Raw genomic sequence first — 15193 nt, forward strand, 5'->3', positions numbered from 1 at the left:
GTATCCGTTAACGGCTACCGACGGTATTCTCCGGCGCCAGGCTGGTTGCGCGCCCGGCCCGCGCCCCATCGGCGCTGCGGGCGCGGAGGGACTGCACCGCTTGCGGCGCCGCATTCTGATCCAGCGGTTGCCACTGCTCACCATCGAAATACTCGAGCGGGAGCCCCGGCAACGGCAGCGCAGCGTCTACGGTCGTACCGCGGACAATCGCCCCCGGTACCGGAATACGGTAATTGATCCCAGCGCGATCCAGTTTAAGCAGTTCCTTCCGGCCCACCGCCGCAGAGAACTCGGCCCAGTCTTTCGCCAAGGCGGCTTTGTCGACGAACCCGGTTTCCGCGGAGAACGTCTGCCCCTCTTCAATGGGCAGCTCCCACTCGGCCTGGTGCCAGGCGCGCTCGGCCAGGGCGAGCAGACGTGGGAACATCTGGTATTCCACCGCATCGTCCGTGCGTACCACCTCGCTCCACAGCTGCCCCTGAATACCTTTCACACTGTCGGCAAAATCCGCTGCCGGACTGGTGGCGGACCAGCCGTTGCCATCGCGGTTGGGGTAAATTTCCGCCAACTGCGCAGTATTCAACGGCGCGTAGCTGAAGGTCTTGCGGGTATCGGTGTAACGGGACGCCCAGTAATAGCCGCGCTCTTCCGGGTGTACTTCCTGCGGCATATCGAAGTAGAGGTAGTCGGAGTGCGACTGCACCAGATCAAAACCGGTTTCCGCAAAGTGCACGCTCTCATCACCACCACCCCAGAACAGTGGCGCCCAGGAGTTCACATAACTGCGCTCGGTTGCCAGCTCCTGCTGCGCGCTCTCAATCCGCTTCACACCATCGTTCCACGCCGCCATGGTGCCGATACCGGCATCCGCCACCAATTTACTCACGCGACGGGCATAGAGCTCACCCATCTCATCGAGAGACTCTACGATGCCCTCGTCGATCAACTTCTGGCACTGGGGGGAGTTGGTCCAGGGCTTGCTGCGCACATCCGCGGTCACATCGCCCTTTTCCGGATCCTCCCCCGGGCCGACTTCAAACCCGTCACCGGCGAGAATATTCACCGCCTCGTCACCGCCGAAATGCCAGGTCTTTAATGGCTGACCGGCAGCCTGGTGCATGGCCTGCACCTCACCAATCAGCTTGTCCACAAAATGATAAGTGGAGTCGACACAGGGGTTGATATAGCTGTCGTCATAAAACTGCACCGACAGATACCTTGTATCGTCTTCCGGATCAATCAGACGATAGGCTTCCGCCCTGGCCGGATCGGAATCCTTGTACTTGCGATAGCGCGCTTCCATCGCCACCACCGCGGAGCGGGCGTGGGCCGGCATATCAAATTCCGGAACCACTTCGATCTGGCGATCGGCGGCATAGCGCACTATCTCTATATAGTCGTCGACAGAGAAAAAGCCGCTGCCGTTGTTATCGGTGTTAGGGCCGGAACCCAGCTGCGGTAACAGGCAGCGGTTTTCTTCCAAGTCAAAACAGCGTTTGGCGCCAATTTCTGTCAGCTCCGGCAGTCCCGGGATCTCCAGGCGCCAGCCTTCATCGTCTGACAGGTGAAAATGAAAACGGTTGAGTTTGTAGGCGGCCATCTGGTCCAGCAGTTTCAGTACCACCTCTTTACTGTGAAAGTTGCGCCCCACATCCAGGAACAGACCGCGGTGGTCAAAGCGCGGGGCGTCCTCCACCTCCACCTGCGGCAAAGCGCGACTCTCCAGATCCACCAGCGCAAGGAGTGATTGCACCCCGTAAAAAACGCCCTGCTCGTCGGCGGCGGTCACCTCGGCACCCTGCACGCCTACACGCAGTCGGTAGGCACCGGCGGGCATATCACTGAATTTATCCGCGGCCAATGTAGTCTGCACCGGGTAAGCGCCTTCAGCCCCGGCCAGGCCCAGCTGTTCAAGGCGCAGCGCCACTGCCGACAGACTGCCCTCTGACAGGCCGCCGCCGGTAATGGAAAGCCCAGCCTCCAGAACCACCGGTGCGTCTGCAACAGACTGCACGGACAGGGGCTTGGGAATAATGCGACTGCGCCACCCTTCTCCCGCTTCGGGATCGGTCTCGGCGGTATAACGCTGATGGCGGCTGGCCGCTGTGGCCAGGGTATTGGCATCAGAAGCGGTGCGCTTCCAATTGTCCGGGTGATTCTTATTGATCGGCAACACCATGCCGTCCAGATCGTCGGTATCGGTACTGGCGATCACATGTGCCTCACCGGCGCCATCGACTACAAACAGGCGTGGCTGGAAGTCGGATTCGAACTGGATCCAGCTCTCCGCCAGAAACTCCAGAGGCAGAGTTTCACCAGCACCGATACCGGCAAATTTTTCATTGGGGATGAGGCGGTGCAGATCGCCGTTGACCCGCTCGAGGGTAAACGCCTCGCTATTGAGCAGCTTGAAGGTACGGCGCACGCTATGGAAATACAGCTTCCAGTCGCGCTCATCCGCCGCGATCGCCGGGCCTTCATTGATCAAGCTGATCCGGTAAGTAAAGCATGCGGCGCCACTGCCACCCGCTGCTTTGCACTGGGACCGCAACGGTTGATCCACCCCCTGAAAGTTGGTGAGCACTTCCTGGGTTACTGCAAAGTGTTCTGCGATACGCTCTGCAGAGCTTGCTGCATTCGCTTCTGGCGAGGGCTTGCCACAGGCAGCAATCAGGGAAGACAAGGCCAAACTGGCAAACAGGGGGAGCCGATTCATGGAGTTTCTCTTGTTATATCCGTATTCAATCCGTAGCGCCCTCCTGACAACTAACTCAAGGTAATAGGTGGGCCACCAGTATGCACCGGTTTCTGACGACCGGGTTTTCTACCATATCGAAAAAGACAGCGCTGTCAACAAATGCTCCCCAAAGCACCTCAAAAAATGCAAGAAGCACTGGCACTCAGCTTTTCGGCGCTCTGCACTTCCCTACTCTGCTTTCTGGCACAACACTTAGCAATCTGCTTTCGCCAATTTCGCCCCTCTAATGTCTGACCAGTGGATGAACTAGACGAATTTTTTATATGCGCGGGTTCGACCAAAGGGTTCTGATATGAAAAAACATTGGCGGAATCCTCACCCCGGGTTCCAGATTATCGGCAACACTGTGGATATCCAGCTGTGACGGGGCGTACAGAAATATGACCAAATACAAACCAAAATTCACGACTGGACATGGCAAAGTGTCCGGATTTATGAGATACATCAGTTACTAAAGGGTGAGCCATAATAAATTCAGTAGCTGTTCAGATATTGATCAAGCAGCTGCCAGCCACAGACTAAACACCCAGGGTAGACCCATGGAAACTCGCAGTACTCAGTTTCGTACCCGAAAGCACTTTTCCGCAGTGCTTGGTCTTCTTTTGCTTCCCGCTTCCTCCGGTGCGCTCGCTGACGACATTTTCATTCCCGACTCCACCAGCGGCCTCAACCTCCAGGCCGACAATGCCTTCTTTATTGATAGCGCCTTCGGTATGGACAACCAAGCCCTTTACGAGTCCGCCGAAAACCTGCGCAACAACTCCATGGGCATGGTCCACCGCCGCCTGAATCACCAATGGCTTCAGCTGCATACCAATCCGGAAGAGACAGAGACCATCACCGGCGGGCGCGCCGTGAACGAAATCCTGAAAATGGGGTTTAAAACCTATATGGAGCAGCACAAGCGCAACCAGCAACACCCGCTGCTGCGTTACACCAAGAGCCATGGTCAGTTCAACAGCGCGCTGGACTACGACGTGCGCCTCTCTGGAGACAAGTTCAAGGTCTCCTTCGAGTACGAGTTTTAACTCACACTGCCTATCGCATAGAATCTCCGCCACTTTCAATGGCCAATGGCGGAGATTCCCGTGCCCAAGCCCGTATCCACCCCCACCGCATTCAATCAACTCCCGATCGCCGGCCCCGCTCGTCGCCTGATGGCACTAGTGTATGACGCACTGATCATTGCCGGACTGTGGATGGTCTACGGGTTTCTCGCCATGCTGATCACCTCCACCTTCGGTAGCCTGCAGTGCCACCCGGAAGCACTCGATTACACCCCCTGTGTCGGCGGCCCCCTGTATCAGCTGGGGCTGCTGGCGGTGACTGCGGGCTACTTTTTCTGGTCCTGGCGGGCGGCAGGGCAGACCATCGGCATGCGCGCCTGGCGGATGATGGTGGCCAACAACAATGGCATGCAACTAAGCTGGTACCAGTGCACGATCCGGGCGCTGGTGGCGCCGGCATCACTGGCATGTCTCGGACTGGGCTTTTTCTGGGGCTACTTCCGCCAGGATCGCGCCACCTGGCACGATCTGGCATCGGATTCAGAGGTTAGAGTCCTACCAAAGAAGGGAAAGAAGAAATAAAGAAATCTGGTGACTCATTGTCCCTGTAAGCTTTGGGCGAAGGCGGCGCTAGCGGGTACAACCTTGCGAGACCTTCTGCGAGAGGGGCCGAAGGCGCCGTGAATACCTGGAGCGGCCGGGCCACCTCGCAGAAGAGCCCCCACGGATGGGTTTACGGCGTGTCTCGCGAGGTTGTACCCGCTAGCGCCGCCGCCACTACAGCAGGGATAAAACGTCAACGCGCCCGCTTCAGCAGCACCCACCCCAGCAGGAAGCTGGCAAGAATCGGCAGGATGACTGCGATAAACGGTGGAAAGCCGAATACCACCGAAGATGGCCCCAGCATATCCTGCACGGTCTGGAATACCACGCCCACAATCACCCCGGTAAATACCCGCAGCCCGGTGGTCACCTCGCGCAGCGGCCCGAAGATGAAGGAAATGGCCATCATCACCAGCCCCGCAATGGTCAGCGGTTGCAGGACCTTCTTCCAGAACGCCAGCCAGTAGTGCCCCGACTCCTCTCCCTTGCGATCAAGGAAATTGCTATAGGACCAGAGGCTGCGCGGCGAAAGGTCCGAAGGCATCGGCACCACCAGCTCAAACAGGTCTGGTGAAATGTCTGATTCCCAATAGCTGGTAGTGCTCGCATCGCTGGTCGCACGCTCCGGGGTCAGGCGGGTTTCGCGGCTGTTCTGCAGCTCCCAGCGACCATCATCGAAATGCCCCCGTTCGGAAAACACCACCCGCTGCAACTGGTGATCCTTATCGAACCGATAGCGGGTGATCCCAAACAAGGTGCCGCCGGGCAACGCCGCATTGAAGTGCACAAACTCGCCCCGGTCCTGGAACCAGAGGCCCTTTTCCAGCCCGACGGCTTTCAGGTCGCCCTGAGCGACCGCTTTCAGGCTCTCCGCCTGCTGGTTGGTCACCGGAATGACCAGCTCCGCCAACAGCAGCCCGCATACGATCAGCGCAAGTACCGGTTTCATGACCGCCCAGGTGATGCGTCCGATGGAGACTCCCGCTGCGCGCATTACCGTCAGCTCACTGGTACTGGCCAGGGTACCCAGCCCCACCATACAGCCCACCAGCGCGGAAAATCCGAGCTGATCATAAATTCGGCTGGGCAGCGTCCACAGTACATATTTCAACAGATCGGAGAACTGGTAATCACCGCCCAGGTCGCCAAGTTCGTCGACGATCGCGGAAATGACGTCCAGACCGAGAATCACCATTAATACGGCGAGTATCGCGAACAGCACCGCGCGCCCGATATAGCGATCAAGCTTGGACATCGTCACCTCCCTCCGGCGCCATCCGTTTGCGCGGCTTGCGGAGCCGGCGTCCGCCGAGCATCAACAGCCCGAGAATCAGGAACGGCGGATGCACAAGCCAGATCGCCCACGGCTGCTCAATCTTGCCGTCCTCAATCGCCCCGCGGACGCCCTGCAGTGCCACCAGATAAATAATGTACAGTAATACCGCTGGGATCATTTTCGCGTAACGTCCCTGCCGGGGGTTGGTGCGGCTCAGCGGTACCGCGAGTATCGCCACCACCAGCACCAGCACGGGCAGGCTGAAACGGTAATGCAGGTTGCCGCGCTCCTGGGGGTTATCGCTCTTCAGCAGCGATGCGGTAGACATGGACTGTATCCGCTCACCGGCTTTGGTGCGCAGGCGCGGGATTTCCAACAGCACTTCGTAACTGGCGAAGGCCATCTGGCGATAGTCGCGCTGGCCGGGGATCCCCTCGTAACGGTATCCGTCGCGCAGCACCAGGTAGCGCAGCCCCGTTTCCGGGTCAATCTGCTGCACCCCTTCCCGCGCCACGGTAACGATCTGGTGGTCCGACTCCGTCTCGCCCCGCGAGGAACCGAGCTCGGCAAGAAACACATCGTGCATGGTGGAGCGGTCGTCACTGAGCGAATCGGCGTAATACACCGCGCGATCCCCTTCGGTGGCGATAAACTTCCTTGGCACCAGGTGATCGAACTCGTTGCGCGTCTTGTCGGCGGTCAATAACTGGGACGTGCGCTCAATGCCGATAGGCGTCAGGAACAGACTCATGGCTGCCACCAGCAATGCCACCGCCACTGCGGGGATCAGGGTATAGCGCAGCAGCTGACGCTCACTGAAACCACAGGCGTGCAGCACCGTCATTTCACTTTCGATGTAGAGGCGACCGTAGGCCAGCAGAATACCGACGAAAAATCCGAGCGGAATCACCAGCTCGAGAAAACCCGGCAGGCGGTATCCCATCAGGGAAAACAGAATTCCGGCAGACATGTCGCCCGCAGCCGCATCTGCCAGGTACTTCACAAAACGGCCACTGACGACCATCAGCAATAGCACCGCGCTAACGGCCAACGTCGCGCCTAAAAGTTCGCGACAGAGATAGCGGAAAATAATCACTTAACGACCAGTTTCCCTGATTGCGTCTGAATTTATTGGTGAGAAAATGCGTAGATTCCAGATTGAAGATAGGTCATTCAAGCAATCCGGTCCCAGTCGGGTTAAACTTGTGCGGCGCATTATCACTAAAAAGCCCGGCGTTGTCTCGGTTGACCTGCCCAGGAAAACCTGAGATGAGCCAACAGGCACTGGGTTGGCAACCGGCCCCTGAAAGATTGTTGCCCGGGGCAGGCACAATCCCTGCTACCGTATGGCCTCCCATCAGACCGCTGTTGCGGCGGGGAAGTTCAGCAACACGATCCGGAAGTCTGGCCGGCAGCCCGACAAATCGCCAGCGCGAACACACTTCGAATACATCAGATTCGGCAATCTCGCGCCTAAATCATTAAATCCCGATTCATTCACGGGAAAGGAAGGAAATACCACTATGCAGTTCAATGCCAAGGTCACCGATATCTGCAAGCAGCGCAGTGCCTGTGCCATCGTTGCCGTCGACAGCAAAAACCGCTTCACCGATAGCGGCGCCGCCCTCGACAAAGCAAATGACGGCGGCCTCAGCAAGCTGCTCAAGCGGGGCGACCTGGGCAAGTCCGCCGGCAGCACCCTGATGATCCCACAGGTTGAAGGCGGCGCAGATCGCGTTCTGATGGTCCGCAGCAGTAATGCCCCGATCAGCCAGGCGGAGTTCCGCAAACTTGCCACCGCCAGTGCCAACGCGGTCAAAGACCTGAAAGATGCCAGCAGCTACCTCACCGAACTGACAGTCACTGACGCCGATATCCAGTGGAAGGCACAACAGACCGCCCTTGCCGCAGGCCTGGCCAGCTACAAGTTTACCCGCTGCCTGAGCGACAGTAAGGAACACCCCCTGGCAAAGTTCACTGTTCACGGCATCGACAAAAAGCAACTCAAAGCGGCACAGAAAGGCGCCGCGGTGGGTGCCGCTCAGGCCCAGGGCAGCAACGTCGCCCGCGAGCTGGGCAACCTGCCCGGCAACATCTGCACGCCCAACTACCTCGTCAGTGAAGCCAAGGCCCTGGCTAAAAAACATACCAAGCTCACCACCACCGTGCTGGATAACAAGAAAATGGAATCCATGGGCATGGGTGCATTCATGAGCGTGGCCAAGGGCAGCGACGAGCCAGCGGCCATGATCGCCATGAACTACAAGGGCGGCAAAACGAGCCAGAAGCCGATCGTCCTGGTGGGCAAAGGCATCACCTTCGACACCGGCGGTATCAGCCTCAAGCCCGGCGCGGCTATGGATGAGATGAAGTTCGACATGTGTGGTGCTGCCAGCGTGTTCGGGGTAATGAACGCCCTGGTGACAATGGAAGCCCCGGTGAATGTGGTGGGTATCGTCGCCGCCGCCGAGAACATGCCCAGCGGCCGCGCCAGCAAGCCCGGTGACGTTGTCACCTCCATGTCTGGCAAGACCATTGAGATCCTCAACACCGACGCCGAGGGCCGTCTGGTACTGTGCGATGCGCTTACATACGCGGGCAAGTTCAAGCCCAGCGTGGTGATCGACGTTGCCACCCTGACCGGCGCCTGCGTCATTGCCCTGGGCAGCCATGCCACTGGCCTGTACGCGAATCAGGACAAGCTGGCGGAAGACCTGATTGGTGCCGGCGAGACCACTGGCGACCGCGCCTGGCGCATGCCGCTGTGGGACGAGTACCAGCCGATGCTGAACTCCAACTTCGCCGACATGCAGAACATCGGTGGCCGCGAAGCGGGCTCCGTCACGGCCGCCTGCTTCCTGGCGCGGTTCACTGAAGAGTACAACTGGGCGCACCTGGACATCGCCGGCAGCGCCTGGAACTCCGGTGCCGCCAAGGGCGCAACTGGACGCCCGGTACCGCTGTTGATGCAATACATTCTGAACAAGAAGTAAGCGATATTTACATCAGGTAGCAACGAAGAGATAACGCCAGAGCGAAGGTGGAGGCAGCGGGGACGATTCGCGAGACCGTCTGCGGCAGGGCCGAAGGCGCCGCGTTGAAGCGGCCGGACCGGCCGCAGCCGAGCCCCCAGGGATGGGTTTACGGGGGGGCGCCTAGCTCGTGTCTCGCGAATCGTCACCGCTGTATCCACCGCCCCAGCACCGGTTACGAAGCACCGAACCAATGCTTGGGCGGCGGCGCTACCCGGTACAACCTTGCGAGACACGCCGTGAACCCATCCATGGGGGCTCTGCAAAAACATCCTGTTTTTGAAGGTCTCGCAAGGTTGTACCGGGTATCGCCGCCTTAACTCCCGCCTTTCGAGCAACAAACAACACTTCATGACCCGAATAGATTTCTATGTCCTACCCTCCGAAAACCCGGAGGAAATCGACAACTTCGCCTGTCGCCTCGCGGAAAAAGCCTTCCGTAACGGCCTGCGGGTGCTGATTGCCGTAGACAGTAACGAGCACGCACAAAAATTCGACAACCTGCTGTGGACCTACCGCGAAGACAGCTTCCTGCCCCACGCACCCCAAGACAAAGACCAGCAAGCCGCCATCGAGATCAACCACGGCGAAGACCCCGGCCAACACCACGGCCTGCTCATCAACCTGTGCAGCGACATTCCCGCCTGGTTCAGCCGCTTTGAACGACTCGCCGAAATCGTCTGCCAGCACCCGGATTCCCTCGCCCGCTCCAGAACGCGATACAGTCACTTTCGCGATCGCGGATATCCGTTACAATCTCACAAAATTCCCAACTGAGCCGTCACAGAACCCGCTGCCATGTCCGGTCGAAAGAAAAACAGAAAGCACCATCGCAGCCAGCCTCCCCACGAGCTACTCAACGAGCTCAACTCGCTGCGGGAGCTGCTCGGCAGTGAAGAGGCGGAAGCGGACATTCCCCTGCTCGATCAGGTTGCCGATGCCCCCCCAGCCGACGGACGACCACCGCAACAACCCACCCAACCGCCGCGCCCACTGGAAGAGGCCGACCTGCCGATCCTGTTTTCACCGGTGGACGAAGAGCCCGAAGAAGCGTTCAGCGCGGAGCTGAGCGATGCCGACCGGGCGCTGTTGCGCCCACTACAAGCACTACCGCGCGGCCCGGAACCTCAGCAACCGCTGCGGGGACAGACCCTCGGGGAAGAGACGCTTACAGATACCGCGGCCCAGCCCGCCAACGCCCCACAGGACACCGGCGAATCCGATCCGACGCAGACCCCTGTTGCGCTTCAGGCAAGGAAAGAGGTTCAACCGGAGCTGTTTGGCAATAAAGGCGGAAGCAAGGACGAGGGTGAAGAGGAGGGAGAACCGGGATCTCAAGCTGCAAGGCCAGATCCGGCCACGGCTCCGAACGCCGAGAAGCGGGCAGCAGCCAGTGAAAACCCTTTCCTGCCGCCGCATATTCGCGCGCGACTGACCGGCGGCAGGATCCCGCGTACAGAACCTAAGCCTACAGAAACAGTAGAAAAAGCAGCTCCAGAGGGCGCCCCTTCATCGACTGCTGTAGAGCTGGAGCCGGGCACACCTGAAGAGCCTGAAGATGATACACGGCTGAGCCGAGAGGAACGGCAGGCATTGATCGACCAGTTGATGGCCGAACAGTTGCCCGAGCTGGAACGGCATTTGCGCCTCAGTATTACCCTGATGGTCGACGGGCTATACAGCCAGGACCAGTAACGCACGCTTCTGACTCAATCAGAACGTCACGCGCACATTTCCGTATACGCTACGTGGCTCGCCGATAAAATATCGATCGCCACCACCCAGGCTCGAGTAATCGGCCCGCTCCGCGTAATCCACGTTCATTAGATTGCGTACCCGCAGGCCGACCGCCACCGTTTCTGATAGCGAGTGCCGCAAGCTCAGATTCAACAGGTCGTGCCCCGGATACTCGTGGGCGTTTTCAATATCCGTGTAATAGCGCCCCAGAGACTGCCATTGCATTGTCACACGGGTTTCTTCAACCGGAATCCAGCTGAGTGACAGGTTGTGCTGACGTCGCGGCGCGGTGTCGATATCATTGCCGCGCGTTTTGATCAGCAAATCACTGCCGGGCGCAGATACATTGTTGGTGTAACGGTGACGGGAGAGGTTGCCACCGACCGCGACTTCCCAGTTGTCCACCGGTAGCCAGCCAAACTCGTATTCCAGCCCGTAATGCCGGGTCTTCCCGTCACTGAGGTTGAGGCGCTCGGAAGACTGGAAAATGACATTGTCTTTTTCCATGTAATAGCCGGTGAGGTTCCAGCGCACCGCACTGGAGCCGCCGCGCAGACCGAGCTCCAGGCTGTCGACGGCCTCAGAGTCCAACCCCGCCTGCATCTGTCCGTTCTGCAAACGGTACAGCTCCGTTGCCTGCGGCGCGCGAAATCCACGGGCGAGCCGTGCGACCCCACTCAGGCTTCTGGAGAACTGATGGTGCAGGCTGAGGTTGAGCGAGAGGTTTTCAAACTGGTCCGAGCGATCTTCCGGCCGGGTGTAGCGACACCCCTCGACACCGGTATAACCGTTGATACAGATGCTGCCATCTTCCGCGGTATCGCCACTGCGCATCCGGTTGTCGTAGTCGTAGTGCAGGGTTTCAAAACGCGCACCCAGGGATGCGCCCGTTGCCTGGGAGAGTTGCCAATCCACACTGGAATAAGCGGCGCCAACCATGGCAGTTACGCTGTAATCGTACTGCTTCCCCGCCGGGAAAGACGAAAAGCCGCCGTCCTGGGTCTGTCGTAACCAGGCATCTGTCAACTCCAGGTCTACACCACTGATCAGTGATATGGATTCGCTCAATTGACGGTGGTGGGCGGTTTGCACGCCAGCACCTGTCTGTCCATTTTCTTCCAGCGGCGTTCCCGGCAGGAAGTGCATCAGGAAAGCCATATCCGTCGCGCGCGCGTAGGGAGTGATCACCCACTGACTGTCCTCCCCGGTCGCGATCTCGATGCGGGTCTGCGCCCGGGCAGACCGGGTATCCCGGAATGCTTCGGGGTTGGGGTTTTCCCGCTTGCGCGCGGCATCCTTGTACGCGCCTTTGCCGGACACATAACCCGCGGTCTCCTGGTTGAGGTTACTCAGGTTTACCAGTGTCTGAGCACTCACTTCGCCGCTGTGCCAGTCATGGCGGAATGTCAGCTTCTGTTGATCGTATCCGGAGTCGTGCTTGTAGCCACCGTCACGGGCACCGTTAAAGCTGACACGGAAACCTTTCGTCCGGGCCGCATCCGTCTGTGTTTCTGCGGTGCGGCTGTGCGCCACTTTTATCCGCTGGTAATCGTTCGCGCCCGCCTCCAGCGCCAGACTGTCGAGGTTGCGCTCCGGTACCCGGCTCAGAATATTGATCACACCGTGCTGGGCATCGGAGCCATATAACACGGTACCCGGTCCGCGCAGTACCTCCACCCCGCCGGCCTGTGCCAGGTTACTGTCGAACAGTTGATTCACATTGCAAAAGCCGGTGCCCCGTACCGGTACGCCCTCCTCCACCACCGCAAAGGCACCACAACTCCCGGCGCCGGTCAGTACCGGGGAGCGAATGGCAGTGAGATGCTCCTGGCCATTGCCGCGACTGATCCAGACCCCGGGGGCAGTAATCAGCTCACTGGGGTGTACCGCCGCGCGCTGGCGAACAGTGTCTTCATCGATACGGGAAATACTGACGCTGGAATACGCGGTTTCGCGCAGCATACGGCTCTCGGTTACGGTCACGGTCTCCAACCGGGAAGAATCGCGGGCATCGACGGCGGTATCGTCCGCGAGGGCGTACGGGGAGATCAGGATGCTGGCACCGATCAGACAAGTGCGCAGTAGTGCGCGCATACAAGGCTCCGGAGAAATGCCCGATGAACGGGCGAACTTAATGGGTGAATGTTTGCGGGCGAATATTAACGGATGAATATTAAATAGTGGCGTCCGCAGCGAAATAATCCATGGAATACGCAACCCGCTCGTCCACGTTCTTTTCCAGCTGTTCGAGATCCATCGATTCGATATGCTCGAGACGGGTGCGCAAACCAACACCATTGGCAATCTGGATCGCAAGCCCCGGCCGTGCATTGGCTTCCAGCAACAGGGGGCCGCGCTGTCGGTCGAGCACGATATCGCAGCCGAGGTACCCGAGACCTGTCATCTCATAGCAACTGGCTGCAAGGCGCACCAGTTCCTGCCAACCCGGCACTTCCAGGTCAGCAAACGGTTTTTCGGTATCCGGGTGCTTATCAATACGCAGGCCGTGCTGGACCGCGTGACAGCTTTTGCCGCTGGCGAGGTCCACGCCAACCCCCACGGCACCCTGGTGCAGATTCGCCTTGCCGTCAGACGAGTGGGTGGAGCAGCGCAACATGGCCATTACCGGAAAGCCGCGGAATACAATCACGCGGATATCCGGCACACCTTCAAAGGAGTAGTTGTCGAAAATCGGATCGAAATCTACCAGGGCTTCAATCATCACCCGGTCCGGTTTACCGCCGAGACTGTACAGGCCACTGTGGATATTGCTCACGTGGCGCTGGATATCCAACGCCGTCACTTTGCTGCCGGAAGGCTTGAGATAGTCGTCGCCATCGCGCCCGACAATCACCAGGATCCCTTTGCCACCGGAACCCCGTGCAGGCTTGATCACAAACTTTTCCAGCGGTTCGATCACTTCCATCACCCGCTTGCGGCTGGGCTGGGTTTCAAAGGCGGCGATCAGTTCCGGAACGGAAATACCACAGCGTTTCGCGGCCCGCTTGGTATTGAGCTTGTCATCAACGATCGGGTACTTGTCGCGATCGTTGTATTGGGCAATGTAATGCACGTTGCGCGCATTCATTCCCAGCACGCCGAGCTTGCGCAACCTAAATGGCGATACCAGGCCGCCACGGAGAAACGAGGGTAACTGCATCAGTTCTCCAGCTGGCGGAACCGCGCCAGCTCTCCGAGACGGTAGCCGGTATAGTTACCGACGATCATGATGAAGCCCAGTAATACCAGCAGCAGCTCGGGGAAGTTGAACGTCCAGTGCTCGATATAGCGGTTGGTCATCACCCACCAGGCGATCACCGCCACCAGCAGACTGCCTCCGGCCTGCACCACCACTTCATAGGGGCCGTCTTCTTCCCACACAATGGACATCCGCTCGATGGTCCAGGCAAGAATGATCATGGGGAAGAAGGTCACCGTCAGCGCCTGCTCGATACCGAGTTTGTAACTGACCACGCTGATGGCCCCCATCAATATCACCACCGTCACCACCACGGCGGCGATCCTCGCCACAAGGAGCAGGTTAAGCCTGCTGAGGTAGAACCGTATCCACAGACCCAGGATCAGGATCAAAACGAAAATGGCGAGACCGGTAAACAGCTGGGTCTCGATAAACGCAATCGCCAGCAGCACCGGCATGAAAGTGCCGGAAGTGCGCAGGCCCACGAACACCCGCAACAGAACCACCACCAGTGCCCCCACCGGTACCAACAGGATCAATTTGAAGATGCTCTGCTGTTCGATGGGAAGGCTGTAGATGGAAAAGTCCACCAGCGCCTCTTTGCCCTCGATGGTACTGAGCATGGCCACATCGCGCGCCGGCACGTCATTGGAAATGACCGAGAAGGTGACCTTGGAGTTGCGCCCGCCCTCTACGTCCAACAGGCTTTTGCCACCGCGCTGCCAGATAAAGAAGTTTTTCGGCACGCCCGGTGATGCACTGGTGGGCTCGAACACCACCCAGCGCTTGCCATCGAATATTTCCAGCAGATCTTCCGGAGCCAACCGACGGCGATCATCTTCCAGATAGAGACCGCGAATGCGGTGCGCGGGAATGTCCGCTACCGCCAGCACCAGCAGTGCCATATCCACCAGGGACTTGTCTTTGTAATAACCGAAAATCAGGTTGCGATCCTGATTGCGATTGTCATTGAGAGCCGTCAGCAATTCAGAAGTGAAAGTGCGGGTATCGGAAGAGCGTTCGCGGGCGTTGTCCACCAGAGAGTAGATGGCGAGGCGTACCGCTTCCTGCTCGCGGGCCCCGAGGAATGGCTTGGTGACTTCAGTACTGAGGTCCAGGGGCTGCTCGAGCGGTGCCCCCGGCGTCTGGTGCACATCCAGCTGATAGAAAAGCGATTGGGCACCGGTCGCGGAGCGACGCGCCCATATCGCGCGGTACTCATCGTCTTCACGAATGACGTTGAAGCCGTAGCCGGAGGAGCTGAAAGTTTCCCCCAACACTTCCATATTGCGCTGGGCGCGAGGCAGCGTCAGGGCGACTTTGACCGGACCGTCATCGGCAGTAAAGCCGACCTTGGCTTCGATGGTCCATACGGTACGGTATTCACCGGGCAACAGTGGAAAGCCCAGTTCAAAATGTTTGTAGATGGTAAGGCCGGCGCCCATGACAGCGAGCAGCGCGGCGAGAATATAGACCTGAGCCCGTGGCGACATTCGCCGATCCCCGTGTAAGTATCAGTACAGCTTTTCGCTATTTTTGCCCGATCAGCTTCCGTGCGCCAGTGCACAGTCCCGTTTTCCG

11 protein-coding genes are annotated in these 15193 nt (G+C 58.9%); 5 read left to right on the plus strand and 6 right to left on the minus strand.

Annotated features, from left to right (window positions below; all coding sequences use genetic code 11):
* Positions 1-7: 7 nt before the first annotated feature.
* Positions 8-2716, minus strand: coding sequence for a family 20 glycosylhydrolase (locus tag LPW13_RS09970; RefSeq protein WP_230435048.1), 2709 nt, complete (start codon positions 2714-2716; stop codon positions 8-10).
* A gap of 581 nt (positions 2717-3297) precedes the next feature.
* Here LPW13_RS09970 and LPW13_RS09975 point away from each other — a divergent pair.
* Together LPW13_RS09975 and LPW13_RS09980 are read left to right on the plus strand one after the other, a co-directional pair.
* Positions 3298-3786 (plus strand): hypothetical protein, encoded by a 489-nt coding sequence (locus tag LPW13_RS09975; RefSeq protein WP_230435049.1) that lies wholly within the window; start codon positions 3298-3300, stop codon positions 3784-3786.
* Between the two features lie 60 nt (positions 3787-3846).
* Entirely contained in the window at positions 3847-4347 is a 501-nt protein-coding gene (locus tag LPW13_RS09980; RefSeq protein ID WP_230435051.1) for an RDD family protein, read from the plus strand.
* A gap of 214 nt (positions 4348-4561) precedes the next feature.
* Here LPW13_RS09980 and lptG read toward each other — a convergent pair whose 3' ends face one another.
* Positions 4562-5623, minus strand: a complete 1062-nt coding sequence (gene lptG / locus LPW13_RS09985) for an LPS export ABC transporter permease LptG (RefSeq protein WP_230435053.1) — start codon at positions 5621-5623, stop codon at positions 4562-4564.
* Positions 5610-6740 carry an LPS export ABC transporter permease LptF gene (gene lptF, locus LPW13_RS09990; RefSeq protein ID WP_230435055.1) on the minus strand — a complete coding sequence of 377 codons (1131 nt, stop codon included), beginning with the start codon at positions 6738-6740 and terminating at the stop codon, positions 5610-5612. Before lptF ends, lptG begins: the two co-directional genes overlap by 14 nt.
* A 427-nt stretch (positions 6741-7167) precedes the next feature.
* Here lptF and LPW13_RS09995 point away from each other — a divergent pair, with 427 nt between their 5' ends.
* From LPW13_RS09995 to LPW13_RS10005, 3 genes are all read left to right on the plus strand, one after another.
* Entirely contained in the window at positions 7168-8637 is a 1470-nt protein-coding gene (locus LPW13_RS09995; RefSeq protein ID WP_230435056.1) for a leucyl aminopeptidase, read from the plus strand.
* A gap of 390 nt (positions 8638-9027) precedes the next feature.
* Complete coding sequence (locus LPW13_RS10000) at positions 9028-9453, plus strand: DNA polymerase III subunit chi (protein ID WP_230435058.1); 426 nt, start codon at positions 9028-9030, stop codon at positions 9451-9453.
* Positions 9454-9474: 21 nt separating this feature from the next.
* On the plus strand, positions 9475-10371 hold the full coding sequence (locus LPW13_RS10005; protein ID WP_230435060.1) for a hypothetical protein: 897 nt from the start codon (positions 9475-9477) through the stop codon (positions 10369-10371).
* 18 nt (positions 10372-10389) lie between these two features.
* Here the strand turns inward: LPW13_RS10005 and LPW13_RS10010 are convergent, their stop codons facing one another.
* From LPW13_RS10010 to LPW13_RS10020, 3 genes are all read right to left on the minus strand, one after another.
* Entirely contained in the window at positions 10390-12507 is a 2118-nt protein-coding gene (locus LPW13_RS10010) for a TonB-dependent receptor (RefSeq protein ID WP_230435062.1), read from the minus strand.
* A gap of 79 nt (positions 12508-12586) precedes the next feature.
* On the minus strand, positions 12587-13573 hold the full coding sequence (locus LPW13_RS10015; protein ID WP_230435064.1) for an alpha-L-glutamate ligase-like protein: 987 nt from the start codon (positions 13571-13573) through the stop codon (positions 12587-12589).
* On the minus strand, positions 13573-15105 hold the full coding sequence (locus tag LPW13_RS10020; RefSeq protein WP_230435065.1) for an inactive transglutaminase family protein: 1533 nt from the start codon (positions 15103-15105) through the stop codon (positions 13573-13575). Before LPW13_RS10020 ends, LPW13_RS10015 begins: the two co-directional genes overlap by 1 nt.
* Between the last annotated feature and the right edge of the window lie 88 nt (positions 15106-15193).

It is taken from the genome of Microbulbifer celer, assembly GCF_020991125.1.
Classification (GTDB): Bacteria; Pseudomonadota; Gammaproteobacteria; order Pseudomonadales; family Cellvibrionaceae; genus Microbulbifer; species Microbulbifer celer.